This window comes from Thalassotalea sp. 1_MG-2023 (assembly GCF_030546745.1).
Lineage (GTDB): Bacteria > Pseudomonadota > Gammaproteobacteria > Enterobacterales > Alteromonadaceae > Thalassotalea_C.
Window position 1 is genome coordinate 1 of the sequence record NZ_JAUOPD010000020.1, and the last position, 26227, is coordinate 26227.

Annotated in this window: 21 protein-coding genes and 1 pseudogene; 10 read left to right on the forward strand and 12 right to left on the reverse strand. The window is 37.9% G+C overall.

All coding sequences use genetic code 11. The annotated features are described in order from the left end of the window. Positions 1-192 (forward strand): annotated as a pseudogene (gene tuf, locus Q4489_RS14045) (elongation factor Tu); the annotation flags it as partial. Between the two features lie 447 nt (positions 193-639). Here the strand turns inward: tuf and Q4489_RS14050 are convergent. From Q4489_RS14050 to uvrA, 5 genes are all read right to left on the reverse strand, one after another. Continuing rightward, entirely contained in the window at positions 640-1116 is a 477-nt protein-coding gene (locus tag Q4489_RS14050; protein WP_303481366.1) for a hypothetical protein, read from the reverse strand. Positions 1117-1445: 329 nt separating this feature from the next. Continuing rightward, positions 1446-2630, reverse strand: a complete 1185-nt coding sequence (locus Q4489_RS14055) for an RNA polymerase sigma factor (RefSeq protein WP_303481368.1) — start codon at positions 2628-2630, stop codon at positions 1446-1448. Then, positions 2630-2980, reverse strand: a complete 351-nt coding sequence (locus tag Q4489_RS14060) for a YciI family protein (protein WP_303481369.1) — start codon at positions 2978-2980, stop codon at positions 2630-2632. Before Q4489_RS14060 ends, Q4489_RS14055 begins: the two co-directional genes overlap by 1 nt. A 216-nt stretch (positions 2981-3196) precedes the next feature. After that, entirely contained in the window at positions 3197-4711 is a 1515-nt protein-coding gene (locus Q4489_RS14065; RefSeq protein ID WP_303481370.1) for a leucyl aminopeptidase, read from the reverse strand. A 261-nt stretch (positions 4712-4972) separates the two neighbouring features. Then, on the reverse strand, positions 4973-7795 hold the full coding sequence (uvrA, locus tag Q4489_RS14070) for an excinuclease ABC subunit UvrA (protein ID WP_303481372.1): 2823 nt from the start codon (positions 7793-7795) through the stop codon (positions 4973-4975). Between the two features lie 142 nt (positions 7796-7937). Here uvrA and Q4489_RS14075 point away from each other — a divergent pair, with 142 nt between their 5' ends. Together Q4489_RS14075 and Q4489_RS14080 are read left to right on the forward strand one after the other, a co-directional pair. Next, positions 7938-9314: an MFS transporter gene (locus Q4489_RS14075; protein ID WP_303481373.1), complete on the forward strand. Its 1377-nt coding sequence runs from the start codon at positions 7938-7940 to the stop codon at positions 9312-9314. 110 nt (positions 9315-9424) lie between these two features. Further along, a complete protein-coding gene (locus Q4489_RS14080; protein ID WP_303481374.1) occupies positions 9425-10015 on the forward strand; it encodes a hypothetical protein in 591 nt (196 codons plus the stop codon). Positions 10016-10053: 38 nt separating this feature from the next. Here the strand turns inward: Q4489_RS14080 and Q4489_RS14085 are convergent, their stop codons facing one another. Then, the gene (locus Q4489_RS14085) at positions 10054-10527 is read right to left on the reverse strand and encodes a GreA/GreB family elongation factor (protein WP_303481376.1); all 474 of its coding nucleotides are present in this window, start codon (positions 10525-10527) and stop codon (positions 10054-10056) included. A 156-nt stretch (positions 10528-10683) separates the two neighbouring features. Between Q4489_RS14085 and Q4489_RS14090 the strand changes: the two genes are divergently transcribed. The 4 genes from Q4489_RS14090 to Q4489_RS14105 all read left to right on the forward strand — a co-directional run bounded on the left by Q4489_RS14090 (position 10684) and on the right by Q4489_RS14105 (position 15812). After that, positions 10684-11184 (forward strand): outer membrane beta-barrel protein, encoded by a 501-nt coding sequence (locus tag Q4489_RS14090; RefSeq protein WP_303481378.1) that lies wholly within the window; start codon positions 10684-10686, stop codon positions 11182-11184. A 175-nt stretch (positions 11185-11359) separates the two neighbouring features. Beyond that, positions 11360-13390 carry an FAD-dependent oxidoreductase gene (locus Q4489_RS14095; RefSeq protein ID WP_303481379.1) on the forward strand — a complete coding sequence of 677 codons (2031 nt, stop codon included), beginning with the start codon at positions 11360-11362 and terminating at the stop codon, positions 13388-13390. Positions 13391-13529: 139 nt separating this feature from the next. Then, positions 13530-14843 (forward strand): CDP-diacylglycerol--serine O-phosphatidyltransferase, encoded by a 1314-nt coding sequence (gene pssA / locus Q4489_RS14100; RefSeq protein ID WP_303481381.1) that lies wholly within the window; start codon positions 13530-13532, stop codon positions 14841-14843. A 93-nt stretch (positions 14844-14936) separates the two neighbouring features. Beyond that, entirely contained in the window at positions 14937-15812 is an 876-nt protein-coding gene (locus Q4489_RS14105) for an SMP-30/gluconolactonase/LRE family protein (RefSeq protein WP_303481382.1), read from the forward strand. A gap of 280 nt (positions 15813-16092) precedes the next feature. Here the strand turns inward: Q4489_RS14105 and Q4489_RS14110 are convergent, their stop codons facing one another. The 3 genes from Q4489_RS14110 to Q4489_RS14120 form a co-directional block, all read right to left on the reverse strand. After that, the gene (locus tag Q4489_RS14110) at positions 16093-16518 is read right to left on the reverse strand and encodes a hypothetical protein (RefSeq protein WP_303481384.1); all 426 of its coding nucleotides are present in this window, start codon (positions 16516-16518) and stop codon (positions 16093-16095) included. Between the two features lie 500 nt (positions 16519-17018). Further along, positions 17019-17756: a hypothetical protein gene (locus Q4489_RS14115; protein ID WP_303481386.1), complete on the reverse strand. Its 738-nt coding sequence runs from the start codon at positions 17754-17756 to the stop codon at positions 17019-17021. Then, positions 17746-18951, reverse strand: coding sequence for an ATP-binding protein (locus tag Q4489_RS14120; RefSeq protein WP_303481388.1), 1206 nt, complete (start codon positions 18949-18951; stop codon positions 17746-17748). Before Q4489_RS14120 ends, Q4489_RS14115 begins: the two co-directional genes overlap by 11 nt. A 185-nt stretch (positions 18952-19136) precedes the next feature. Between Q4489_RS14120 and Q4489_RS14125 the strand changes: the two genes are divergently transcribed. Further along, entirely contained in the window at positions 19137-19415 is a 279-nt protein-coding gene (locus Q4489_RS14125) for a transposase (protein ID WP_303481390.1), read from the forward strand. Between the two features lie 88 nt (positions 19416-19503). Next, positions 19504-19722 (forward strand): IS3 family transposase, encoded by a 219-nt coding sequence (locus Q4489_RS14130; protein ID WP_303481392.1) that lies wholly within the window; start codon positions 19504-19506, stop codon positions 19720-19722. Between the two features lie 84 nt (positions 19723-19806). On the opposite strand, the gene Q4489_RS14135 is transcribed toward Q4489_RS14130, so the two are convergent. From Q4489_RS14135 to Q4489_RS14145, 3 genes are all read right to left on the reverse strand, one after another. Then, on the reverse strand, positions 19807-22635 hold the full coding sequence (locus Q4489_RS14135) for a DUF2339 domain-containing protein (RefSeq protein ID WP_303481395.1): 2829 nt from the start codon (positions 22633-22635) through the stop codon (positions 19807-19809). Between the two features lie 536 nt (positions 22636-23171). After that, positions 23172-23840 (reverse strand): single-stranded DNA-binding protein, encoded by a 669-nt coding sequence (gene ssb, locus Q4489_RS14140; RefSeq protein WP_303481397.1) that lies wholly within the window; start codon positions 23838-23840, stop codon positions 23172-23174. Positions 23841-23988: 148 nt separating this feature from the next. Continuing rightward, positions 23989-24393 (reverse strand): thioesterase family protein, encoded by a 405-nt coding sequence (locus Q4489_RS14145; RefSeq protein WP_303481399.1) that lies wholly within the window; start codon positions 24391-24393, stop codon positions 23989-23991. Positions 24394-24654: 261 nt separating this feature from the next. Between Q4489_RS14145 and Q4489_RS14150 the strand changes: the two genes are divergently transcribed. Continuing rightward, positions 24655-26208, forward strand: coding sequence for an amidohydrolase family protein (locus tag Q4489_RS14150; protein ID WP_303481401.1), 1554 nt, complete (start codon positions 24655-24657; stop codon positions 26206-26208). The last annotated feature ends 19 nt before the right edge of the window (positions 26209-26227 follow it).

Sequence of the window (26227 nt, forward strand, 5' to 3'; positions counted from 1 at the left end):
TACTTCCGTACGACAGACATCACAGGTGCAGTAGAGTTACCTGAAGGTGTAGAAATGGTAATGCCAGGCGACAACTTGAAGTTTGTTGTAGAGCTAATCAACCCAATCGCGATGGACGAAGGTTTACGCTTCGCAATCCGTGAAGGTGGCAGAACTGTTGGCGCAGGCGTAGTATCAAAAATTATCGATTAATTTTTGATTAGCCAAGCTAATTAAAGAAAAGGGTCGCAATTGCGACCCTTTTTACATTTAAGTTCTGGCAGCTGAGCGGTGTTCCGTGAAGACCGAACAGGTAAAGAAAATAGTCCTAGTGGACTATTTTTAGTGAGTGAGGGTGAGGAGCTCTGCGACGAAGCTGAGAGTCGTACAGTAGGTGCTGGTGTTGTATCTAAGATCATCGACTAATATCGATATCTAGTTCACACCGAACATCTAAAGAAAGGTCGCGTAAGCGGCCTTTTTTTTTAAGACCACCGAACGGCGTGAAGACCGAGCACGTGTAGAAATTGGTCACAGTTGACCAATTTAAGTAAGCGAGGGTGAGGAGCTCTGCGACGAAGCTGAGAGTCGTAAAAGATAAAAGGGGTCAGGTACAATTAACCTTGCAATTAAATTGTACCAGGCCTCTTTAATTATTAATTACATGAAAGTATACACTTGAATGTTATTTGCAGATTCTAGTATTTCTAATAATCTGGATTGTCCTTGAATATACTTATCTCCCTCATCGGCGCGTTGCCACATGTCATTAGTTACATTGTGATAAAAAGCCACATAAGGTGTGTCAAATTGAATAACGTTTGTGACCTTTGTTATTTGCTCAATCGAAATATTTGGCTTGATGACGAGCTTTGCATAATGCCTAATGGTTGCTAAAAGTTCCTCGGTAAATTCGATTTTTGTGGCAATTGTTAAGTAATTAAGTACTTCTTGTTGTGTTAAATAACGTTCATTTTGCGTGTCGTAAATGAATAACGCAGGGAAGCTACGGTTTTTTCCGCTTTCTTGTAATTCATAAATATTATTAAGTTCTTGCATCGGCACTTTAATATGATCAGCCTGCGCTGAGTTAAAACTAAACAAAAAAATCAATAGTAGTGTAGATAATCGTTTCATAATTAAATCCTTTTAGTTTTATTAGTAGCTGGTTAAGCTTTTAAGTTACATGCCTTTACATTTAAGTGCTTTATAAATACATGTACAATCAAACTTGTATTTAAAAAATTTATCGGTTTAAGGTGAATGTTTATAGTTGAACTAATACCACGTTTTTATAACTTTAACTTTGCGTACAATTTATAACCTACACACCCAGTAACTATTTTGTCAACTAAATCTTTCGTACTTATTACTTGCCTGAAAAAAAGAGCATCGAAGGGCTCTGAATAATTTAAGGGGTCAGGTACAATTAACGCTTAAATTGTACCTGACCCCTTTTATCTCATTTATCTTAAACGTTGAAGTTGCTCTTGTAGGTGCTCTTTTTCAGAGGCATTTTTACTAAGTGAATGTGCGGTTTTTAAAGAATGAGTCGCTGCTTTTAACCGATGGGTGTGTTTGTATAAATACCCTAAAGCAATATAGTAAGGTGCGTAGTTTCTAAGGTTTTCTTGTATTGAAAGGAGTTTATCTTCCGCTTTGTCCCAGCTACCTACCTGCATCAATGCAACAGATTGATTTAAAATCGCAACGGGTGAATATTCATAAGACAATAATTTATCGTAAAGAAGAATAATTTGTTGCCAATCAGTCGCTTGATAATGTGAAGCCTGACTGTGCAAACCTGCAATAGCTGCTTGTATATGGTAAGAAGTAGGTCGGCCAAGTTTCAAAGATTTTTGTAGTAAAACATCTGCTTCCTCAACCATGGGATGATCCCATTTAGAACGATCTTGATTTTCTAAAAGAGTGATCTTTTCTGTTGCTCTCGCAGGTGCTCTTGCCTGAATGAATAACATAAGTGCTAATAAGGCAAGACTTGAAGCATTACCCCTGTAGGTTCTGCAAATGAGTCTCATTAGGTAGATTGCTTGCTTACATAGTGCATTTGATACCAATATACGCCCTGAACTACCAAAGTAGCCCTCATTAAACATTAAATATAATACTTTAATGACAGCATTTAATCGTATCGGTAAATGCGATTGAGTGGGTAAGCTGAAATCAATACTATTTGCTCTAAGTTTACGTTTAGTGCGCGTAATGCGTTGCTCTAATGTTTTGTCACTAACTAATAAAGCTCTTGCTATGCTTGTGTTGTCAAAACCCATAACCCATTTTAAACAGAGCGCTAGTTGATTCTCCTGTGAAATGCTTGGGTGGCAGCAGGTAAATATTAGCCCTAAAGTTGCGTCATCATATTGGTATGCCGTTTCGATAGGATCGGCTTTATCAAGATGTTCAAAATAGTCAGGTTTATGCTTTTTTACTTCATCGAGAATATGATTAGTTGCGACTTTAATAAGCCAAGCTTTGGCATTGAAAATATTTTCTGTTTGACTCCTCTCAAAGGCTTTCATACAAGCATGCTGTAATGCGTCTTCAACTTGTTGAATATCATGGAAGCGTTTGTTGAGGACCGCAAATGCGGTCCCGTAAGTTGTTCTAATAACTGATTCGAACGATTGCATTATTCAAACTTCATGACTGGCCTTACTTCTACACAACCATCCTTAGCCGAAGGAATTTTAGCTGCAATGCTAATAGCCTCATCTAATGTTGCTGCTTCAATAAGATAATAGCCGCCTAGCTGCTCTTTAGTCTCAGCAAATGGTCCGTCAGTTGTTAAGGTTTCGCCATTACGCACTCTAACGGTTGTTGCCGTTTCTGATGGCATTAAGGCTTCACCACCAATATGATTTCCTGTAGCTTCGATGTCATCGGTAAACTTTCCGTACTCTTCGATTAAAGCTGCCTCGGCTTGTTCATCACGTTGAGCTGCGAGTGCTTCAGATTCGAAAATTAAACATAGGTATTGCATTATCTTCTCCTTAAGTATTGTAATTAAAGAGCGAAGTGATTGCTCTCAACTATAAGACGATTATCTTAATCATTTCCCGACAACTATATTATATTTTTTTTAACGGAAAAAAAGAGCACCGAAGTGCTCTTTGAGAATTTAAGGGGTCAGGTACAATTGACGCTTTAATTGTACCTGACCCCTTAATCCATATAACTTTAATTGTACCTGAGCCCTTTAATCCTTGTTGTTTAAAATCCATTCAGACAATAAACGTACACCATAGCCTGTACCGCCTTTTGGTACTTCACCTTTATTAGATGAGGCTAACGCGTTACCTGCAATATCAATATGTGCCCATTTTACATCACCGGTGAAGTGTTGTAAGAAAGTAGCAGCAGTTGTTGCTCCGGGGCCACCTGTGCCTGTATTTCTTAAATCAGCAATATTACTTTTTAACATATCGCCATAGCCTAGCGGCAAGCGCCATAAGTTTTCATTGACTTGTTTGCCAGCAAAGGTGAGTTGTTTAACTAATTCATCGTCTTCAGAAAAAACCGCTGCATAATCATTACCGACAGCACGAACCTTGGAACCTGTTAATGTTGCTAAATCAACCAAAATGCTTGGGTTATATTTCTCACGTGCATACCACAGAGCATCAGAAAGTACTAAACGGCCTTCCGCATCAGTATTCGTGATCTCTACCGTTAGACCTTCAGCAGTACGTAAAACATCGCCAGGCGCTACTGAATTTTCAGAAACCATATTGGCTGCCATTGCCATAATGGCTACAACGTTAACTTTTTCTTCATTTAATGCTAGTGCTTTTACCGTACCTAGGGCTGCAGCAGCACCAGCCATATCAACTTTCATATGTGCAATAGAGCTGTGAGTTTTTATGTTATAACCGCCCGAATCAAAGGTGATACCTTTACCGGCTATAGCAATTGGTGCATCGCTGCTGTTCTTATAATGTGCGATAACTAAACGAGAACCATCAATACTTCCGCGGCCTACTGCTTCCAAGGCACCCATACCAAGCTTTTTAATCTCTTTAGGGTCAAGCACTGTCACTTTTACCCCTAATTTTTTAAGTTTTTTCGCTTCTTTTACGAAATCTACAGGCGTTAATTCTGTTGCAGTTTCACTCGTTAAATCACGAGCCAAAAATACCCCTGATTCAATATTGTTTAATGGCTTATATGCTTTTGCTGTGTCACTACCGTTATCTACGTCAAAGTAAAAAGATTTTTCTTGGCGTTTTTCTTTTCGGTACTCGTCAAAACGGTAAGCTCTAAGGCTGATACCATGGGCAATAAGCGCGGCAGTTTCTGCATTGTTTTCACCTACATTATCTGCTGCAACCGTGATGTTCTTGATGTGTTTTTGTTCTAACTTACCTGATAGATTTCCACCAAGTTTGGTTGCTTTATCTTTAGATAAGGCTTTATCGCCAGTGCCAACAACAATAACACGTTGGTAATCCAGGTTATTGGGCGCTAAAATTTCAACCATTGAGCCGTAGTCACCTGAAAAGTCAGCTGCAGCTATCGCCTTTTCTAGTTGACCATTTGTTTTTGAATTGAAGGCTTGAAAAGAACTGGTTGCAGAATCTTTAGCATGAAATACAACTAACGTATCAGTTGATTGTTTAACTGTTGTTTCAAAAGTAAAAGATTCTGCACTTGCTACGGCAGAAGCGCCTAATAATGATAGGCTAAAAGCTAATTTAGTGAGTTTAGTTGGCATGAAATGTCCTTGTTATTAATGGTTATTTATCTGTGAGTTTTATTGATAGTATTCTATCTAAGCTTGGATTAGTAGATTAGTTAGATGCGATAAACATCGGATTATTTACGACAGTATGATGTTGTAATTTTGCTAACGTGACTGTAAAGATCGTAATCGACTTACAAAAGTATTAAATTTAAGCGAGCAAGGCTCGCTTAAGTGGATGATGTTCATTGATATCAATGAACATCATCTATTTTAAAGTTAGCGAGACGAGCGCTAAACAAGTTGCTTTAGAAAGCGTGCGGTATGTGATGTTTTATGTTTAGCGACATCTTCTGGCGTTCCTGCAGTAAGTATTTCACCGCCACCTGAACCACCTTCTGGACCAAGATCGACAATCCAATCTGCGGTTTTAACCACATCAAGGTTATGCTCAATGACTACAATGGTATTACCGTGATCACGTAAGCGGTGTATTACTTCGAGCAACTGTTTAATATCGTGAAAATGTAAACCAGTGGTAGGTTCATCTAAGATATATAGTGTTTTGCCAGTATCACGCTTAGATAATTCTTTCGAAAGTTTAACCCGTTGGGCTTCACCGCCTGAAAGTGTCGTGGCTGATTGGCCTAATTTAATATAGCTTAAACCAACATCCATTAATGTTTGCAATTTGCGTTTAACTGCAGGAATAGCAGAGAAAAATTCAAAGGCATCTTCAATGGTCATGTCGAGCACTTCGTGTATATTCATACCTTTGTATTTTACTTCTAACGTTTCACGGTTATAGCGTTTACCTTTACAAACATCGCAAGGTACATAAACATCAGGTAAGAAATGCATTTCCACTTTTATTACGCCGTCACCTTGGCAGGCTTCACAACGACCACCCTTAACGTTAAAGCTAAACCTACCTGGCTTATAACCGCGTGAACGTGCTTCTTGAGTGCCAGCGAAGATATCACGCACATTGGTAAAAATACCGGTATAGGTAGCAGGATTTGAGCGAGGTGTACGACCGATTGGGCTTTGGTCAATATCAATCACTTTATCCAATAATTCTAAACCATTAATTGATTGATAAGGTGAGGGCTCAGAAGTGGTGGCTCCGTTTAATGCCGTATGGGCTAATTTGTATAACGTATCGTTGATCAAAGTCGATTTACCTGACCCCGAAACACCGGTAACACACGTCATCAAGCCAATAGGAATAGTAAGATCAACATTTTTTAAGTTATTACCACTAGCACCAAGCAATGATACAACTTGTGTTTTATCAAAAGGAGTTCGCTTTTGAGGAATAGCTATTTTCTCTTTTCCAGAAAGATATTTACCTGTTAATGAGTCTTCACTGGCTAAAATATCATCTACCGTACCAGAAGCGATAATATTACCACCGTGTACACCAGCTCCTGGGCCAATATCAATGACATGATCAGCTGCGCGGATTGCGTCTTCATCGTGCTCAACGACAATGACTGTATTGCCAAGATCACGTAGGTGAATAAGCGTGCCTAATAAGCGTTCGTTATCACGTTGATGTAGCCCGATTGAAGGTTCGTCAAGCACATACATTACACCCATTAAACCCGCACCTATTTGGCTAGCTAAGCGAATTCGTTGTGCTTCACCGCCCGATAACGTGTCTGCACTGCGAGAAAGGTTTAAATAATTTAAGCCTACATTGACGAGAAACCCTAAACGATCATTAATTTCTTTAAGAATTTTTTCAGCAATTTGTCCTTTTTGACCTGTTAATTGTAATCCTTGGAAAAAAGCCAATGCATCAGCGGTTGATTTTTCAGTAATGTGATGCAGTGGCGTATTGTCGATAAATACGTTTCTTGCTTCTAAGCGTAAGCGTGAACCATCACAATCTGGACAATGTTGACTGTTTAAGTATTTCGTTAATTCTTCTCGAACTGCATTAGATTCAGTTTCACGATATCGACGATCCATATTATTAAGAATACCCTCAAACGGGTGTTTTCTAATGACAATATCACCGCGATCGTTCATGTACTTAAATTCAATTTGTTCTGTGCCACTGCCGCGAAGCACGATATCTTGGTGCTTTTTGCTGAGAGACTGAAAAGGTGCGTCTACTGCAAACTTATAGTGTTCAGCAAGTGCTTGTAGCATCTGAAAATAATAGAAGTTTCGTTTGTCCCAGCCTCTAATTGCACCGCCTGATAAACTTAATTCAGGGTTGGTTATAACGCGGTTAGCATCAAAGAATTGTTGCGTGCCTAAACCGTCACAGGTTTGACAAGCACCGGCAGGGTTATTGAATGAAAAAAGTCTAGGTTCTAATTCTTGCATGCTATAGCCACAATGTGGACAAGCAAAATTGGCAGAAAATAACAGCTCTTCTTTGTCAGGCTCATCCATAAAGGCGACCTTAGCTGTGCCAGCCGTTAGCCCTAGCGCTGTTTCAAATGATTCAGACAGACGTAATTGAATGTCTTCACGTACTTTTAATCGGTCAACAACAACTTCAATGGTATGTTTTTTATGTAATTCTAACGTGGGTGGATCAGATAAATCGCAAACCTCACCATCAATACGAGCACGAATATAGCCTTGTGCAGCTAGGTTATCTAGTAACTTAACGTGTTCACCTTTTCTGTTTTGTAAAACAGGGGCGAGTACCATTACCTTGGTACCTTCTTCTAATGCCAGTACCTTGTCTACCATTTGCGAAACGGTTTGTGCCGACAATGGTTGGTGATGGGTGGGACAACGAGGATCACCTACCCGGGCGAAAAGTAACCGTAGATAATCGTATATTTCAGTAATAGTACCTACTGTTGAACGTGGATTGTGCGAGGTTGATTTTTGTTCTATGGATATTGCAGGCGATAAACCTTCAATATGATCAACATCGGGCTTTTCCATCAACGAGAGAAACTGACGAGCATAGGCTGATAGTGACTCAACATAGCGGCGCTGACCTTCAGCGTATAAAGTGTCAAAGGCTAATGATGACTTACCAGAGCCTGAAAGGCCTGTAATGACGATAAGTTTATCTCTGGGTAGATCTAAACTGATATTCTTCAAATTATGGGTACGTGCACCACGAACTTCTATTTTTCTCATAATGTTCCAACAGTAAATCGCAGCCAAACATTATGGCATAAGTTGCAGGTGAACTGCATTAATAATATCCATTTTTGTTACGTGAATAGCCGTGGTAAACTAGCGCGGTTTTCGTTATCTAGTCAGGTAGTTTGTTGTAAATATGGGTCACTCAGGATTAAATCAGATCGAGAAAAAAGCGGCATTTTCATTAGCTGCTGTGTTTGGCTTGCGTATGTTGGGCCTTTTTATGATCCTGCCTGTTTTTGCAATTTATGGTGAACAGTTAGTCGGTTTTAGTCCAATTTGGATTGGACTGGCGATAGGTGCATATGGCTTAACACAAGCGTTATTACAAATACCGATGGGCATGCTGTCAGATAAGTATGGCCGAAAGCCAGTGATACTGGGTGGTTTGATGGTGTTTTTACTGGGTAGTATTGTGGCTGCTATGTCAGAGACCATATATGGCGTTGTATTAGGTCGGGCACTTCAAGGTATGGGCGCAATTGCCAGCGCTGTGCTCGCGCTAGCGGCTGATCTAACTCGCGAAGAGCAGCGCCCTAAAGTAATGGCCACCATCGGCATGTTTATTGGTTTATCTTTTACCGCTGCGATGATTGTAGGGCCTATTGTGGCAGAATCTTTTGGTTTGTCTGGGCTATTTTGGTTTATTGCTTTTTTGACAATTGCGGCCATGATGATGATCCAATTTATTGTCCCGTTTTCCGTTAACAAAGCGCCTCGTGGAGATAATGTTGCTTTACCCGCGCAACTAGGCAAGCTCATACGTGAACCTCAGTTATTTCGATTAAGCCTTGGTGTGTTTATTTTGCACATGGCACTTACTGCGTGTTTTGTTACGTTACCAAAACAATTTGTGCAAGCAGGGTTGATGTTAGAAGATCATTGGCAATTGTATTTACCGGCGCTACTTGGTTCGTTCTTTTTAATGGTACCGTTTATGATCTTTGCCATTAGAAAGCAAAAAGAAAAACAGATGTTTGCGAGTGCGGTTCTATTGTTAAGTGCATCGTTACTGTTTTTTTGGTATTTACCTTCAACATTATTAGTTTTAACGATTCTCGTGGTGTTATTTTTTACTGCCTTTAACTATTTAGAAGCGACCATGCCTTCGCTGTTATCTCGTCTTGCTCCAGCAGGTCAAAAAGGTAGTGTGATGGGCGTATATTCAAGTAGCCAGTTTTTTGGAGCTTTTGCTGGCGGCTTTTTAGGTGGCGCAATTGCATCAACATTTGGTGAAGCGATGATTTTCTTAGTCATGGCTTGTTTCGGGCTATTATGGTTTATTGCAGCTACGGGTATGAAGCCACTTAAAAAGTCAAAAAGCTATAGTTTTGCTACCACTATTAACAACGAGCAACAAGCGAATGATGTTGTTAGTCAGTTGGTGGTTTCCCCGGGGGTTATTGAAGCTACCTTAGTGCATACTGAATCAGTAGCTTACTTGAAAGTTGACGATAAAATCGCAGATTTGGCGCAGATAAAATTATTGTTGAAACCACCAGTTAATGAATAAAGCGTTTAATTCTATTGTAATATTCTCTCTTGTTTTATTTTTCGTTATCCAGTACGGTTAGGTAACTGCAAATAGGAAGCAGAATAACATTAATAAAACAAGGAGCTGTCATGTCCTATAAATCTTTATTTATTACCTGCCTTTTTTGTATTACTTTCAGTTCGTTTTCAGCTTTAGCTGATAGACTTACGGGTGTCTTAGAAGGTACGTACCTTGCTGTATCAGGCCATAGCACGTCAAGAGAAGTTAGCCGCTTAACCATGGGGGAGTCTCCTCGACAGGTTGGCAAGTATAAGTTGGTGCTTGTCCGTGAAGGTTGGAAAGACCTTTCGAAAGAAGACAAAAAGCGCATCCGAAAACGATTAGTGATCAAAGGCGAATTTACTGGTGTGATGAATATGTCAACTCACACATTAAATCATACACTGGTTAACCAAGATAAATCAGGCACACTATATTCACATGGCGATTATTTAATACCTGAACAAGGTGATGCATACTGTAGTAACGGTGTACCTTTAGCAGGTATTGAGCATATCAATTTTGTTAACGGTTCAGGAATTTATCGGCATTTAATCGCAGGAAAGCTGCAATTAAAAGCACAAGTAAACAATTGCCCAACAGCAGAAAATTTTTTACAAAATGAATTTACCGTTATTGTTGGAAATGGCAGCTTAACCTTTGCTGCGGCTAGTGAATAATCACGGTAGTTCTTTGGTGAGTGATTGAATAATGGTCATTACACTATGCTGATAATTTCATCATGCATGTTGTTTCCGCCAATACCTACAATCACTTCATCTCCTTCTTCTTTGCCTATTAAAGCCGCACCAATTGGAGATTTAGGCGTAATAATAATCGTTGTTTGATTGGGTGCCTTAACTGTTAAGCCTCCTCCAGCTGGACTAATGAAGTAGTAATGCTTTTGGCTTGAAAGCTGTATTAAAGACGCCATTGCTATCGTGTGATGTGGTTCAATGATCAAATTTGATACTTGGTTAATGGCTAACGATAGTTCGTTTACGCGACGAGAGTGCCCCTCAGCTAGGTAACTTGCTTCTATTGCTAAGGTATCATATTGAGTTTCAGCCACTGATTGATCGTCAATGGCTGCCAGATGGGCGTTTTTTGCTGCCTGCTTTGCTGCTTCTAAAGCATTCGCTAATTGAACTAATAATGCTTGCTTAACTGTTTTTTTCTGAGAGATATCCATAGGAAAACCGTGTAGTTCACTTATTAGCCGATAACGTGACTTGTAAAAATAATGTTAGTTTTTTTATTGTTTTCCATGCTTTGGGCACTAAAATGCGCGTCCTTTTGAGTAGACATTTTGTTTGCAAAGGGAAGAATCAATTATAAAGGATATTCCATGAAAAAAATAACATTAGCCTCATTATTCTCATTATGTGCTTTTACCGCTTCCGCTGAATGGTCTGGCGGCGTTGGCTATGCAAATTTATCAAATGAAGACATCAGTCTTGGGGCGTTAGTAGGTGAAGTCGCTTATAACGCACATAAAGTAGAAAAGTTCTCTTTGATCACAGGTTTACGATACGGCATAGGCATTCAAGATGATAGTGTTCGCTATGCCAATACAACGATAGATATTGAATTAGATCGCTTTGTTGCTATCGATGTAAAAGTACAGTTTGCCCTTAATGAGCAAGTGTATGCGTATTTAATGCCTAGTTACGGTAATGCAAAACTTTCTGCATCAGCTGTTGGTGAGTCAGTTTCTGATGATGAATGGGAGTTTGGTTATGGCGGTGGTATTGGATATCAGTTTAATCAGCAGTCAGCGATTGAAGCGAGCTATCAACAGTTTGATGATACTGATGTGCTAGGTGTGAGCTATACCTTTAAATTTTAGGGTATTAAAATATTTCCTCTATTAAACGAGACTGTATGTTAAAAAGGGCTAACGCGTTGTTAGCCCTTTTTTGTGATTACAAAGAAACCATCTGACAGGTGTCAAAATAAAGCTTGAAATTTAATCGAACAACTACTACCTTATAACAACTGGTTAGACCTTTAAGAGATGCATCATGCCAAAAAAATCCCCTTTTCCACATATTTTTCAACCCTTAGATCTTGGTTTTACGACATTGTCGAATCGTGTACTGATGGGGTCGATGCATACCGGCTTAGAGGAAGAAAAAAACGGCTTTGATAAGTTAGCTGCTTTTTATCAAGAGCGTGCAAAGGGTGGTGTGGGCTTAATTGTCACTGGTGGTATCAGCCCTAATATTCGAGGGCGACTTGCCCCTTTTGGCTGCCAATTAAGTTATTTCTGGCAGGTAAATAAGCATAAAAAAGTAACGGAAGCTGTACATAAATATCCGACTAAAATATGTTTACAACTTTTACATGCCGGACGTTATGCTTATCACCCATTTAGTGTTTCAGCGAGTAAACTCAAAGCGCCAATAAATCCGTTCACGCCAAGCAAAATGTCAGTTAGACAAATTAAATCAACCATTAAAGATTTCGCGCATTCTGCAAAGTTAGCTGCCAAGGCTGGTTATGATGGCGTTGAAATTATGGGATCAGAAGGTTATTTAATTAATCAATTTAGTTGTGTACGTACCAATAATCGCTCAGATGAATGGGGCGGCTCAATTGAAAATCGTATGCGATTAGCCTGTGAAATTGTTAAAGCAGTTCGAGCAAAAGTGGGTGAAAAATTTATCATTATATTTCGTTTATCTATGCTGGACTTTGTCGAAGGTGGAAATGAATGGCAAGACGTAGTGACGATGGCTAAAGCCATAGAAAAAGCAGGTGCAACCATCATAAATACGGGTATTGGTTGGCACGAAGCGCGTATTCCTACTATTTCAACTTCAGTACCAAGAGCCGCTTTTACTTGGATCACGGAAAAAATGAAACAAGAGGTTTCCCTACCGTTAGTGACAACTAACCGTATAAATACGCCCGAAGTCGCAGAAAAAGTGCTTGCAGAAGGGCAGGCTGATATGGTTTCTATGGCGCGACCATTTTTAGCTGATGCAGAGTTTGTAAACAAGGCGGCGGCTAATCATAGTGATCATATAAATACCTGCATTGCTTGTAATCAAGCGTGTTTAGATCATGTATTTAAGCAACAGCGCGCTTCTTGTTTAGTGAATCCGCAGGCGTGCTATGAAACAGAACTTGTGCTTACAAAGGCACAAACAGTTAAAAAATTAGCCGTTATTGGTGCAGGGCCAGCAGGTTTGGCATTTAGCGTTTATGCATCGCAAAAAGGTCACCAGGTTACATTATTTGATCAGGCTGATGAAATAGGTGGCCAATTTAATGTCGCCAAACAAATCCCCGGCAAAGAAGAGTTTTATGAAACATTGCGTTATTTTAAAGTACAGTTGGAAAAGCATAATGTTGCATTAGTGTTAGGTGAGCAACAATCGGTTGACAGCATCGCCAAACAAGGATTTGACGAAGTGATTTTAGCCACCGGTATTACTCCTAGAAACTTGTCTATAGAGGGGGCAGATCATCCTAAAGTGCTTAATTATTTACAGGTCATAAAAGAAAAAATGCCTGTTGGAAATAAAGTTGCCATTATTGGGGCGGGTGGTATTGGCTTTGATGTTGGCTGTTACTTAGCAGAACAACATAGCTTGTCGAATGACGCAGATGCTTGGATGAAAAACTGGGGTGTTGATAAACAATATAATCAGGCAGGCGCATTGTTATCAAATGCTGCTCATCAACGTACTGAGAAAGAAATTTATCTATTACAGCGTAAAACCTCTAAGGTTGGTGCGGGTCTTGGTAAAACCACGGGTTGGATCCATCGAGCAACATTAAAAAATAATGGTGTTAAAATGTACAACGGAGTGTCGTATGAAAAAATTACTGACCAAGGTCTACATATTACGCATGAGGGACAAGCAAAAATTCTGGATGTAGATAATGTGATTGTTTGTGCAGGACAAGAACCACAAAGGCAGTTATATGATGGACTGAAAAACGCCAGCATCACTACCCACCTTATTGGCGGTGCTGATGTTGCAGCCGAACTTGATGCCAAGCGGGCAATTCGTCAAGCGCTAACACTTGCTATCACCGTATAATGTAAAGCAGTGATTATTTTCGCTGCTTACACCATCATTGTTTACCTGTGAGTTGAGGAGCAGCCGCTAATACTTGCGTTGGCCATGTTAGATTAATACACTCCACACATTGAATATTACCTAGTGGCCAACAGATTTTATGCAAATTAATGCGATTGAACTTCAACAGCAAGATATTAATGTTATTCCGTCGGCTAAAGCGTTTGCTGGGGTGTTTAATAACTTAATTGCTCAAGCGAAAAATCGTATTGTTATTTCAGCGTTATACCTTGAAAATGATCAAGCAGGTCAAGCTGTTTTGATGCAACTCGTTGCAGCCAAACAAAAAAATCCTACTTTATCTATTTCTGTTATTGTAGATGACCACCGTGCTCGCAGAGGGCGGATTGGTGATAAAACAGCTGCTGGCAATGTTGTTAGTTACCAAGCTTTATGCCGCAAATATGACGTTGATATTGCCTTTTACGGTATACGAGTTAAAACGCGCGAGATCATGGGAGTAATGCACCTTAAAGGCATGTTTTTTGATGATATGGTGCTTTATAGTGGAGCAAGCATTAATAATGTTTACTTACATCAGCATTCCCAGTATCGCTTAGATCGTTATTATCAAATAAAGAGCAAAGCTTTAGCTGATAGTATGTGTGATTTACTACTCACAAAATTAATCGGTAAAGGACTAGCAAGCTCGTTGTTAGACTCAACAGTCGTTGATAAATCACAATTAAAACAGTTAAGTCAGCGTACTTTTTCAATGCTACGTCATGCTCAATATCAACTTCCAAAGCAATCAAAAGAAGCTGAACTTTCGGTAACGCCTATTCTTGGATGTGGCAAAAAGCATAACGCCTTAAACGATTTATCATTATCGCTATTAAATGAGAGTAGCCGTTCTGTAGTGTTAATTACGCCTTATTTTAATTTACCTAAAAAGATGATTAAAGCTATTACGCTCGCAATGCAACGTGGGGTGTCAATTAAGATTATCGTAGGTGATAAAGTCGCGAATGACTTTTTTATTGCCGATGAAAATGCCTTTTCAACGATTGGAATTATCCCGTATTTATATGAAAAATTATTACGTCGTTTTGTTAAAAAATATCAAGAAGATATCAGTCAAGGGAAGTTAAACATACATGTGTGGCAAGATGGCGATCATTCTTTTCATGCTAAAGGTATGATTGTTGATGATAAATATCATTTACTTACCGGCAGTAACATGAATCCTAGAGCGTGGAATCTTGATTTAGAAAATGCGATTTTATTGCAAGATCACCAAAAAGTGATGATGAAAACTATCAGCCAAGAACTTGATAATATCTTGAAAAATACCCGAAAAATCACCGATGCGAGTATGCTTGATGAAGAACGACAATACCCAGAAAAACCTAGAAAAATGATGAAGAAACTGACTTTTTCTAGAATTGATCGAATATTAAAACGTTTCCTTTGATAAGTAAAATCTCTTACCTTATAACTGAATATTACTTCCGCCTACAGTGAACTGTGGTAACGTTAATTAAAATCAGTCACTTAAATAATATATATGAATTATAAACAGCTAGTTATCGGTAAATTTATTCTCTTAAGTTCTTTAGCATGTACAGCAGGAACAGACACCACAGACTGGATGCCCGAGCAAAGTTTCACTCAAGGTGTTGAAGGGCCTGCAGTTGATCAATCTGGTCACTTATATGCCGTTAATTTCGAAAAGCAAGGCACTATTGGTAAAGTTACCGCAAGAAATAATGCCATGGTTCATATCACATTAACTGATGGCTCTATTGGTAATGGTATTCGTTTCGACAAAGCTGGAACCATGTATATTGCTGATTATGTTAACCATAATATTCTAGCGTTAGAGAAAAATAGCGAAGATGTTAAGGTTTATGCTCATAATGATCAGATGAATCAACCTAATGATATCGCCATTATGGATAATGGCATTTTGTTTGCGAGTGACCCAAATTGGGCGGAAAACTCAGGTAATCTTTGGCGTATCAATACTGATGGTTCAACCTCATTACTGGAAAAAGAGATGGGTACCACAAATGGTGTTGAAGTAAGCCCAGATAATAAAACCTTGTATGTGAATGAAAGTGTACAACGAAATGTTTGGCGATATGACCTAGATGCTAAAGGGAATATTAGTAATAAAACGCTTTTTCATCATTTCGAAGACCATGGAATGGATGGCATGAGAACCGATAAGGCAGGTAATCTGTATATTGCTAGATATGGTGCCGGTGTTATTGCGGTTCTATCACCAAAAGGTAAGTTGATTAAGACAATTAACTTAACAGGCCAGCATCCAACGAACATCGCCTTTGGTGGTAAAGATGGTAAGCAAGTGTTTGTCACCATGCAAAAACGAGGCGCGATAGAAACGTTTAATAACGATATTGCAGGTAGAAATTATTAGGCTCGCGTAATTTCTTGGATAAGCGAAATAAGAAACCCCAGCAAAAGTGCTGGGTTTTTTGTTGGTTTTAGTTTTAATTGTGCCACCAATTAAAATGGTAGTTTACGTGTCGAAAATGACAGAGTGTGTGAGTGAGTCACACTCCAACACTTGGTTTTGATTGACAAAAACACGAATTAATTCAAAGAGCGGAAAAAGTTTATTTACACTTCTTTCGTAAATTGTAAATAAAAACAATAATTGCACCCAATTTATCCTCATTTTTGACACTTTTTGATGTTCATATCAAATTCAACTCCTCGTTCAACACACTCCAATTTGGATATTGTTCACAACCGAAGTGCATTAATTTACCGTTGAAATTTTCTTGACCAGCCCCGCAGATGTGGTCATCTATCAAAATGTCACCAATAAAAAGCCCTTTGTTTGGACTTATGATCAGATTTTCTGTATATCGAGAACCTAAGTGCTCTTCGATCCATACTCTTTTTTCTAGGTAACATAACGGATTTTTGATACTTGGGGCAGTGAGAATATATATGTCAAATTTCAATGATGCATCTAGAGTTTGTAAAGTCTCGATAGCATCTTTTACGGGAGCTAGTTTTCTAAAAAAATCAAATTGCGATTGGGGGTAGCGTATTTCTGGATTATTTTTCAAAGCTTTCTGATAAGCGCTGCTGTAATCGCAAATAACGTCATCCATATCTACGAATAGCCGCTTCATAAAATTACTCGCTTAGCATTCGTTTCACAGATAAGTTCACTCTCGAAATTCAATTTAAAGTCATACTGAATAAGGCGTCGAACAGCTAAATCAGAAAATAGTTTTTTGCTACACAAAAATGCAAAAAGATAGTTAAGTAATTCATTAAGATACGGAAGGTGAGGTTTTAGCTCATCTTGGCTCAGTTCATCAGATTCAGTTATGCGTAAAACATTTATCAATTGATTTACATCTTGTATGTTCAAATAGAATTTTTTCTTACAATCAATGTTAACTGAATTAATTACTATGTTGTAATTACCAAATTCTGAAAAGGCTTTAGCTGGTATTTCTGAACTTATTTTTAGTACATTATTTGGGGAAGATCACTTATGATGAATCAACTGACCTAGAAGCACTGAAACGTAAGGGATCACCTTTATTAAAGTATGCGGTGGAAAGTAAGTTTTAATACTTGCTGTCCACCTCAGGGCGTGTTGTTATATTTTAATTAAATCAACAAGACGTTGTGTAATGCCCCTTTCATCTGAGCCACCCGTGTCAGTTGGTATCCCACTTGTCGGGGTTATTGTGACCTCGATATTACCAATTTCATCTTTAATTTCTCTCAGCTTCTCTTGGAAGTCTCTTTGATGGCTTTCTAAAGCTGCTTCAATGTTACTATTAGATGTCCTTCTAAAAATCCAGACTATGACTCCCATCGATATCACAACTACAAACATAGGTAGAACATCCCAATAGTTACGAGAAGTGACGCCACTAAACTCAGTAATCTCGCTTTTCCCATTATCATCAATGTAATGAGTTTGGTAGCTAAGTTTGTTTTCCGAAAACATAACCAATTTTAGCTTTGAATTGTTAGCTAACCTATTAAGCGAGATTTGAAGTTTATGCTTACCTGCTTCTTTTTTTACTACATCTTCATCACTAAACAATTCATATTTTGGAACTTCACGTGAAAAAGTTAAAATTAACTTAATATCTTTCGATGTTTTATTCCCTATATTCTTAAGAGTTAAAGTATCTATATAGCCATTTTCACTTGTTAAAGAGTTTAAGTTTGTGGATTCTGTTATTGATATTACTTCTACGCTTTTACTTAAACCTAAAATACTCTCGCTAAAAATAAACCCTAAGAAAGCTACTAAAAAACTAAGAATAGAGACTATTAGTGTTATTTTTTCAGAAAGCTTCATTTTATTATTGTTAGCAGCCATGTATGTCTCCTTGAGCATATAAATCTAACACAACGTGCTCAGAAGGAACATCTTGCCTATTTGTGAATTCAATGTACTGAAGGTTTTTGTTATTTGTGGTTAACCTTTCTAAGAGCGTTATCGCGTTTGAATAGGTAAAGTTGTCATTTGAAGATAAATAGCCATCACTAACGATAAAGTTAGGGAAATTCAGGCTGCCCCCTTGAGAAACTATTGCAATAGATAAAATTATCAAAAACCTAGAGTAAGTTTCGGCTCCAAATGACATAAAGGTGCTTTTCTCTTTAATGAAATTTTCTAAACCTTCAAATTCTTCTTTATGAAATCCTGTGTGATTGTTAAGGTTAAGAAATGTAGATTCAATTTCAGATAATTTAATAGCCAACTCTTTATTGGATGTATCTTTAATTTCGTCAAACTTTAAGATTGCATTTAACAATAATTTCTCTTTCTCATCATAAGAATTAAAAAACTCCTCCTTAATTTCTCCGACGCTATTGATTGAGTTACTTAATTGATTGTTATTATTCAAATTAGTAACCAATTTATTTGAAAACTCTTCAATTACGGCTTTGTATTTTTTATTTTGATCTACTTCTTTCCTTAGAGCTAAAATGTCATTTTCCACAACTCTAAACATGGAAGTGTTAATTCCGCATATTGAATTAACCGTTTCCCATTGTTTACGTCGATTTGTAGTTTTCATTTCTGATAGAAAGCAAAAATCCAATATTGGTAGAGCCGATTCACTGTTACTTTGGTAAATATATTCAAAAGACAGGAGAGCCTTGAGGTACTTATCCCACTCCAAAGTTTGGGCTTTAATTTCTTGTATCAAATCTTTTTCAGTAGTTCTTATAAGTAGACTGCCCACTTCTCTGGTGAAACGAATTTCTCGTTCATTGACTAATATGACTAATTCGATACTAGAAAACGAATTATGTGAAAAAGACTTATCTAACCCAATTGCATACCTGATAGCATTAAAAATCGTGGTTTTACCAGAAGCATTCCTACCTAAAATGTAATTCAGTCCGCTATTGAAAGAGATGTATATCTTCCCCATCTTTAGTGATTTTAATTTTATGTTATTCACCAACACCTCTATCTCTTTGGAAACTATTGAAATTTTACAGCTTATTTGTGAGACCTTGCAAGCCATGCTACCTTGTGAAGTAGTATATGTTCTATGCATAGACAAACTCATAAGATTTCAAAAAATTACAGTAAATCATACACTAATCGAAACAATCACTCTTCACAACAAGAATGGTTTGTTCCCCTTCAAGATTTCCCAAAACTTAGAAGATTAATTTATGGACTTCCCAGACTTTACTAGACACCAAATAAGTTACATTGTAACTTCAACTAGAGGTGTTTATGAGCAAAGGCAAACGGTATACCCAAGAATTTAAAATAGAAGCAATTAAACAAATCACTGACCGTGGTTATTCAGTTGCTGAAGTATCAGAGCGATTAGGTATTTGTACCAAAACGTTATATCACTGGCGCAGCCAGTTATCAGAGAAACCTAAACAAACTAAATCATCAGATGAACAATTAAGAATCGCTAAGCTTGAAGCTGAATTAAAGCGAGTTACGGAGGAGCGGGACATTCTAAAAAAGGCCGCAAGGTACTTTGCCAGCAACCTCGAGTAAAGTACGGCTTCATACGTAATCACCGAAACGAGTTTTCTAGCAAAGCTATGTGTCGCCTTTTTAAATTAAACCGTAGCGGCTTTTATGCATGTTTAAAAAGCCCTTAAGTGACAGAGCAATCGAAGATAATCGTTTGCTCAAGCTTATTAAAAGGTTTTATGTGGCCAGTGGTGGTACTTACGGCAATCCTTGGATACACGCAGATTTGCGTGAAGCAGGTGAAACGTATATTGTCAATCGAATAGCTAGGATCATGCGCCAGCATAAACTCAATAGATGGTGCCTTTCCATAACCTACGTAGTCTAAAAGCAATATCATTTGTAGATTTTTCTTTTGACATAGAAATTCATCCTTATTTTTTCGTTTAACTAAAATAGTGATCGCCTAAGTTTATTTAAGTTCAGGCTCGGCTTTACTTACCAGTTTCTGATACCAAAATGATGCAGCTAAAATAAAGACACCTATTCCCATAAATAGAACCACTTTTTGCCAAAGTAGTGCATTAGCAGCATCTATCAATGCCAATTTAATGATACCTAATAAAATCAAACCAAAACTATACTTAACGGTAAAAACACGTCTGTCCTCCATAAACAAAATAAGAGCGCCATGAATAGCTAATGTTGGAGCAATTAACAAGTCCAAACGATAATCTACAAGCGCAACAAAAAGTGTGATATAGGTAATAGCAGCGATGGAGTGAAGAAATAACTCAAAATTTAGACCTAATGAAGTGCCTAATCGCGTATTTATAAGTAAGGAATTCTTTTGATAGAGGGCACCGATCATGAATATAACGGGTATAAACACGTACATTACATTTGAAGAAGTTAACCACCATGAAGCAAAAATTAATGCTACGTTGATAAAAATTATAAATACTTCATTTCTTTTTAAGTGTTCAAAAAGGTTAAGCGCCCCTAAATAGGTAACCCAAAAAATTGACGTTACAAGAAGCCCAATTAGTAAGCTACCACTTTGGAACCCGATAATACTTGGAATTGAAAAACCTAGAGATACAAGTCCCCAACTACAGATGAATTGGCAAAGTTCATATCCGGACATCTTTTTGTCAAAGTAGAAAGCAACACCATAGAGAACTATGAATCCAGCTAATGCTATTAGGCTATAAAAAAGCTTCAATTGTCCTACAAGTACGATAAAAGCAAGACTAGCTAACACAGTAAGCATTTTTGTTTCTTTAACTATTAATTTGTTCTTAACCCTTTTAGCAAGGAAGAATGCTAAAAGGGGTGACAACCAAAGAATAATTAAAGCATTTTCATCTAGCCTTCGTATTGTTAAACCAACCCAACACACAGGAAGCAACATATAGAATAAAATCCGTGCAGATTCTGCAACACCTTTTATTACGCTATCTGGCTTATATTTTCGATAAAATGCAGACCACAACCACAATTGGATAAAAGCAGAGATGACAGAAATCTTGGCAAAAAGTGGCAACATCATAAAACGATAACTATCAACCATTAATACTCCAATATAGGCGTAGAATAATGGAACTAAAATTAATGCAGCAGTAAAAATTTCGATGGATACTTGCTTGCATTGTTTTGCTCTAAATAACCAAACTAACTGCAATAAGATAACAAACGAACCAGTCCAATCACCTATCCATATATTTGAACTAGCGATTAGTAATATAGATAACCAAACAACTTCGAGTAGCTGTAAGAAAGGTTTGATTTTGTTCTGAGTCAGCTCATCAAAAACTTCTGAATTATTTAGCAGTCGCTGCCAAATACCGATGACAGCAACAATCACAATCGACAAGATCCAACCATCAACTGACCTTAACGCAGGTAATGGAAAATACATAACTAATGCTGACCAGCAGTATACAAGAGCCAGAGCTATTAAAATCTGACCTTGATTAGTTACCGAAGTCATTACATATTTTCGACCAATATAAAACAATAATAGCCCTTCAACTGCCCATGCGATTCCCCAATAGGCATCGCTAATTGTACTAATAACAGCTAAGACTACCCACAATGCAGATAATAAAATAAGAAAATGAGTTAGATTGTGTCTAATTTTAAAGAAGAGGATACTGACACCCGCAGCAACCACAGCATTCAGTGAAAGACTAGCGCTCATCTGAGTTGAAAATAGCTCACTCGCTTGAAAGAAAAAGAATACGGTTGAGCCGACTAAAGCTGCTAACAAGACTAGCACCTTATGATTTGATTCTTTATTTCTAAATAAAGTAATTGCTATGTAAGCAAAGAATAGTAAGTAAAATAAATCTACTAACCAAGCTGAAACGTTTACTGTTTCAACCCCAATGGTCCACTCTAATGCAACGATACAAAAAGCTAAACTTAAATTAGCAAGCCACGGCTCACTTCTTCGATAAGCTAATATCAAACTACTAGAGGTTACAAATGCCAAAGAAAATAAATAATAAAAAGGCTCTATTTGAATGGTATTCGACAAAATAGGCATGGTGGCAATACCTATAATCCCCAAACCAGCCACAATCTTAGTGTCCAACCACATAGCTAATAAATGGCAAACTAGCGCAATCAACAAGTATAAGAATAACACGGCAATATTAGGGATTATCCCGTAGACACTGCCTGAAAAATATATAGTGCTATATGACAATAATATGCCTAAAGTAACAATCGCAGTGGCAAACTCACCAAACCTAGTTTTGACCTTTAAGCCTATTCCTACTCCCATCACTAGTATTGCAGCAATACACATTAATAATGATTTAGAGCCAGCACCAAGTTGGTCAATGAGTAGTTGCATCAAGTAACCAAAGCCCGCTAAGGTTAACCCTATCCCTACAATAGTAAGAATAAAAATACCAAGCATGCCGCGCTCTTTATATGATTGATATATCTTAGTAACAGGAGAGAGCCAATCGAATAATGAAGATAGAATGACTTGGAAAAAAATAGTAATAAATGATGGCTTGGCAGGTTTTGAATCTTCTACTTGGCTATTAATCGCTAGGAATTCATCCGCTGTTTTAGCTAACAAAACTTCATTTACCTGAGCTTCACTTTGTATTGGAGCTGGGATACTTTTTTCAATCATAGTGACAGATTGATTTTGTTCACTCTGTTGATGACTTTCCTTTTCGATGAGTTCATTTAGTCGAGCTTCAACAGAATTTACTCTTTCACTAAACTGAAGTTTTACTAACGCTAGTTCTGATTTTAACGCCTTAACTTCATCACTCATTATTACGTCCTGTAATTTTATTATTTAATATTGCAAAGTTAGCTAGCTTTTAATTGACATTATATTTTTCAGATAGTTATGTCAATAAGATCATCCAATCGTCACCTAAATGTTAGTGCTATTAAATTACCTTGAATTCGAATTCAGTTAATGACGATACTAGCTGTGAGCTGTCGTTATTTATTGAAAGTCTAACGTCAGCTACAAGTGTTCATTAAAATCCCTAACTGAATATCAAGTATTATGATTGAAAAACAAAGACACTCTAAATGATATGTAAATCTTCCATATGAGGTTTTAGAAGATGAGCTTATGTTAGCGCTTTTCAGTGAGCTTCAGTATGAATAATGTTAATTCCCATTTATATCTAAATAATGGTACTTAGGTTTACTGCTTGATAAGGAATTTAGAATTACATTGAAAACTTAGTAAAGTTTACATTTATTTAAAAAGGTAATTATACATAAGTTATTGCTTATAAATGAAAAAAGGTGAGATTTCGCTCACCTTTTCTTTACACTCTGTAAATATTCCATTTAGAACGGAATGTCATCATCAAAATCAATAGTTGGTTCTTGAGGGTTTACCTTCGCGTTTGACTGATTTTGTTGCTGAAAGCCACCTTGCTGGGCAGGTTGTTGTGCAGGCTGCTGCTGATAACCTGATTGCGAGCCACTTTGTGGCGTACTTTGCGATGGTTGTTGGTAACTTTGTTGCTGTTGAGGCGCTGGTTGTTGATAACCCTGCTGTTGTTGTGCAGGTTGCTGATAAGCGGCTTGTTGCTGTGGTGCAGCAGGCTGCTGTTGCTGAAATCCACCGCTTTGTTGTGCCGAAGAAGACTGCTGATAACCACCTTGACCTTGGCCTCTTGAATCCAACATTTGCATTTCATTTGCAACAATTTCAGTGGTGTACTGATCTTGGCCTTGTTGGTTTTGCCACTTGCGTGTTTGCAAACGACCTTCTAAATATACTTTAGAGCCTTTCTTTAAATATTCACCGGCAATTTCTGCTAAACGTTGATAAATAACAATGCGGTGCCATTCAGTTTTTTCTTTCTGTTCGCCAGTTTGTTTGTCTTTCCAGGTTTCAGATGTTGCTACGGTAAAGTTTGCAACGGCATTACCATTTGGCATAAAACGTACTTCAGGATCTTGCCCTAAGTTGCCAACAATAATGACTTTATTTATCCCACGACTGGCCATGTAATTCTCTCACTTTTATAATTCGTACAACTTAATAAGTTGTTGATAATAAAACAATTGTAACTTTTGCGTTAGCGGTTGTTTTATTTGGGTTAACAGAAAAGAGATCCATTCTAACACTGCTCTTTACAATGCGATAGATCCAATTTTAGTTCTTTAAATATTCCGTCATTTTTCCAGCGATATCTGTAGGAATTTTCGCTGTTTTTTGTGTTTGATAGTCAAAATGTACCATTACAGCTGTACCTGATGCTTTCAATTCGTTTTGTTGCCATAACTCTTGATAAACGTCAAAGGAAGAACTGCCAATTCGGCCAATATAAGTTCTAACTTCCATTTCATATTCATAATACATTTGGCCATGAAAAGTGGCGTCTATTTTGGCTAATATTAGGCGCCATTTCTGTAAATTTAAATCGGGCGTGAACCATTTAAATACTTCGTTTCTTGCACCTTCAAACCAAATGGGGATCATCGTATTGTTAATGTGGCCAAGCGCATCTGTGTCGCAAAACCTAGGTTTGAATGATTCGTGAAAAAATTTATTTGCCATTTGTGTCCTTATTCTTGTGATCTCTAGCGTTTTTGGGGCGTAACTTTAATACGCTCTCAAATATGCTTCAACGCATTTTTATGCTTAACTGGCGATAGTTTTCATCGCAGTAAGCAGCGTAATCATCCTATTAAGATAGCATGATATCAATTTTGTGTTAGTCTTTTGAAAGTTCTTTAGCGCATATGACTTTGCTACTTTTAACTTAGGAAAAAGCCCAGTATATAGCAATTCAAAGGTTTTAATTAAAAGAGAATAATAATGAAAAAACTGACTATTTTATTTTTGACGTTTTACTGCGCTTTGGCGTTTGCCGGAGCAGGTGACAAAGCTCCAGATAGAAAAGTAGGCCAAGGGCCATATGAAAGATTAATACTGCGTGGCGGTATTGTGGTCAATGGTGAAGGAGCGCCTGCTCGAGGTCCAATGGACATTGTCATCGAAAATGATCGAATTGTTAGCATGGTCAGCGTTGGTAACCCTGGTGTACCCATTAAAGAAAGTGGCCGCCCTAAAGCGCGAAAAGGTGATATTGAGTTAGATGTATCTGGGCAATATATTCTGCCTGGGTTTATCGATATGCATGGCCATATTGGTGGTAGTGCGGATGATATACCTGCTGAATATGTGTTTAAGCTTTGGCTAGCGCATGGCATTACAACAGTAAGAGAGCCAGGAAGTTTTAATGGCGTTGACTGGGTGATGGACCATGTTAAACGGAGTCAAAAAAATGAAATTGCTGCGCCTAGAATAATTCCATATGTAGGCTTTGGCATGGAGAGTAAGCAAGCGATAACTACACCTGAACAGGCTAAAAAATGGGTGAAATATATTGCGAAGCGTGGTGCTAAAGGCATTAAATTTTTTGGGGCACCTCCAGCCATTATGGAAGCTGCGTTAACCGAAGCAAAACAGCAGTCGTTAGGTTCAATGATGCATCATGCGCAGTTGGAAGTAACGAACATGAATGTGATTGATTCAGCACGCTTAGGGTTAACAACCATGGAACATTGGTACGGTTTACCAGAGGCATTATTTGAACATCAGCGAATTCAAGATTATTCACCAGAATATAACTACAATGATGAACAAAATCGATTTGGTGAAGCAGGTCGTTTGTGGCAACAAGCAGCTAAACCTGGCTCTAAAAAATGGCAACAGGTACGTGACGAACTAATCGCATTAGATTTCACGATTAACCCGACCATGACGATATATGAAGCGAGCCGTGATTTAATGCGTGAAATGAACGCTGATTGGCATAACGAGTATACCTTACCAACGTTGTGGCAGTTTTTTCAACCCAATAAATATGCCCATGGCTCTTATTGGTTCGATTGGACAACAGACGATGAAATTGCTTGGAAGAAAAATTACCAACAGTGGATGACATTTATTAATGATTATAAGAATAATGGTGGCAGAGTAACCACAGGTTCTGATGCTGGCTATATTTTTAAAATTTATGGTTTCGGGTTTGTACGTGAATTAGAGTTATTACGAGAAGCCGGCTTTAATGCTCTAGAAGTTATCCAATCGGCAACGATAAACGGTGCTCAAGCACTCGGCTTGGAACAAGATATTGGCTCTTTAAGGGTTGGTAAGAAAGCCGATATGGTGATTGTGGCTGAAAACCCGTTGCGTAACTTTAAAGTACTTTATGGTACAGGCCATTTTCAATTAGGTGAAAATAACAAGCCTGTTAGAAAAGGCGGCGTGAACTTTACCATCAAAGACGGCATTATTTACGATGCTAAAGCGTTGTTATCAGAAGTACGTGCAATGGTAGAAAAAGCTAAACAAAAGCAGGGTTAAGTGGTTGTGGTTAATATGC

Bases quoted from the DNA above. Each gene is read 5' to 3' on its own strand.
- Q4489_RS14050 (WP_303481366.1), bottom strand. From the start codon at position 1,116: ATGAAACGATTATCTACACTACTATTGATTTTTTTGTTTAGTTTTAAC.
- Q4489_RS14055 (WP_303481368.1), bottom strand. From the start codon at position 2,630: ATGCAATCGTTCGAATCAGTTATTAGAACAACTTACGGGACCGCATTT.
- Q4489_RS14060 (WP_303481369.1), bottom strand. From the start codon at position 2,980: ATGCAATACCTATGTTTAATTTTCGAATCTGAAGCACTCGCAGCTCAA.
- Q4489_RS14065 (WP_303481370.1), bottom strand. From the start codon at position 4,711: ATGCCAACTAAACTCACTAAATTAGCTTTTAGCCTATCATTATTAGGC.
- uvrA (WP_303481372.1), bottom strand. From the start codon at position 7,795: ATGAGAAAAATAGAAGTTCGTGGTGCACGTACCCATAATTTGAAGAAT.
- Q4489_RS14075 (WP_303481373.1), top strand. From the start codon at position 7,938: ATGGGTCACTCAGGATTAAATCAGATCGAGAAAAAAGCGGCATTTTCA.
- Q4489_RS14080 (WP_303481374.1), top strand. From the start codon at position 9,425: ATGTCCTATAAATCTTTATTTATTACCTGCCTTTTTTGTATTACTTTC.
- Q4489_RS14085 (WP_303481376.1), bottom strand. From the start codon at position 10,527: ATGGATATCTCTCAGAAAAAAACAGTTAAGCAAGCATTATTAGTTCAA.
- Q4489_RS14090 (WP_303481378.1), top strand. From the start codon at position 10,684: ATGAAAAAAATAACATTAGCCTCATTATTCTCATTATGTGCTTTTACC.
- Q4489_RS14095 (WP_303481379.1), top strand. From the start codon at position 11,360: ATGCCAAAAAAATCCCCTTTTCCACATATTTTTCAACCCTTAGATCTT.
- pssA (WP_303481381.1), top strand. From the start codon at position 13,530: ATGCAAATTAATGCGATTGAACTTCAACAGCAAGATATTAATGTTATT.
- Q4489_RS14105 (WP_303481382.1), top strand. From the start codon at position 14,937: ATGAATTATAAACAGCTAGTTATCGGTAAATTTATTCTCTTAAGTTCT.
- Q4489_RS14110 (WP_303481384.1), bottom strand. From the start codon at position 16,518: ATGGATGACGTTATTTGCGATTACAGCAGCGCTTATCAGAAAGCTTTG.
- Q4489_RS14115 (WP_303481386.1), bottom strand. From the start codon at position 17,756: ATGGCTGCTAACAATAATAAAATGAAGCTTTCTGAAAAAATAACACTA.
- Q4489_RS14120 (WP_303481388.1), bottom strand. From the start codon at position 18,951: ATGCATAGAACATATACTACTTCACAAGGTAGCATGGCTTGCAAGGTC.
- Q4489_RS14125 (WP_303481390.1), top strand. From the start codon at position 19,137: ATGAGCAAAGGCAAACGGTATACCCAAGAATTTAAAATAGAAGCAATT.
- Q4489_RS14130 (WP_303481392.1), top strand. From the start codon at position 19,504: ATGTTTAAAAAGCCCTTAAGTGACAGAGCAATCGAAGATAATCGTTTG.
- Q4489_RS14135 (WP_303481395.1), bottom strand. From the start codon at position 22,635: ATGAGTGATGAAGTTAAGGCGTTAAAATCAGAACTAGCGTTAGTAAAA.
- ssb (WP_303481397.1), bottom strand. From the start codon at position 23,840: ATGGCCAGTCGTGGGATAAATAAAGTCATTATTGTTGGCAACTTAGGG.
- Q4489_RS14145 (WP_303481399.1), bottom strand. From the start codon at position 24,393: ATGGCAAATAAATTTTTTCACGAATCATTCAAACCTAGGTTTTGCGAC.
- Q4489_RS14150 (WP_303481401.1), top strand. From the start codon at position 24,655: ATGAAAAAACTGACTATTTTATTTTTGACGTTTTACTGCGCTTTGGCG.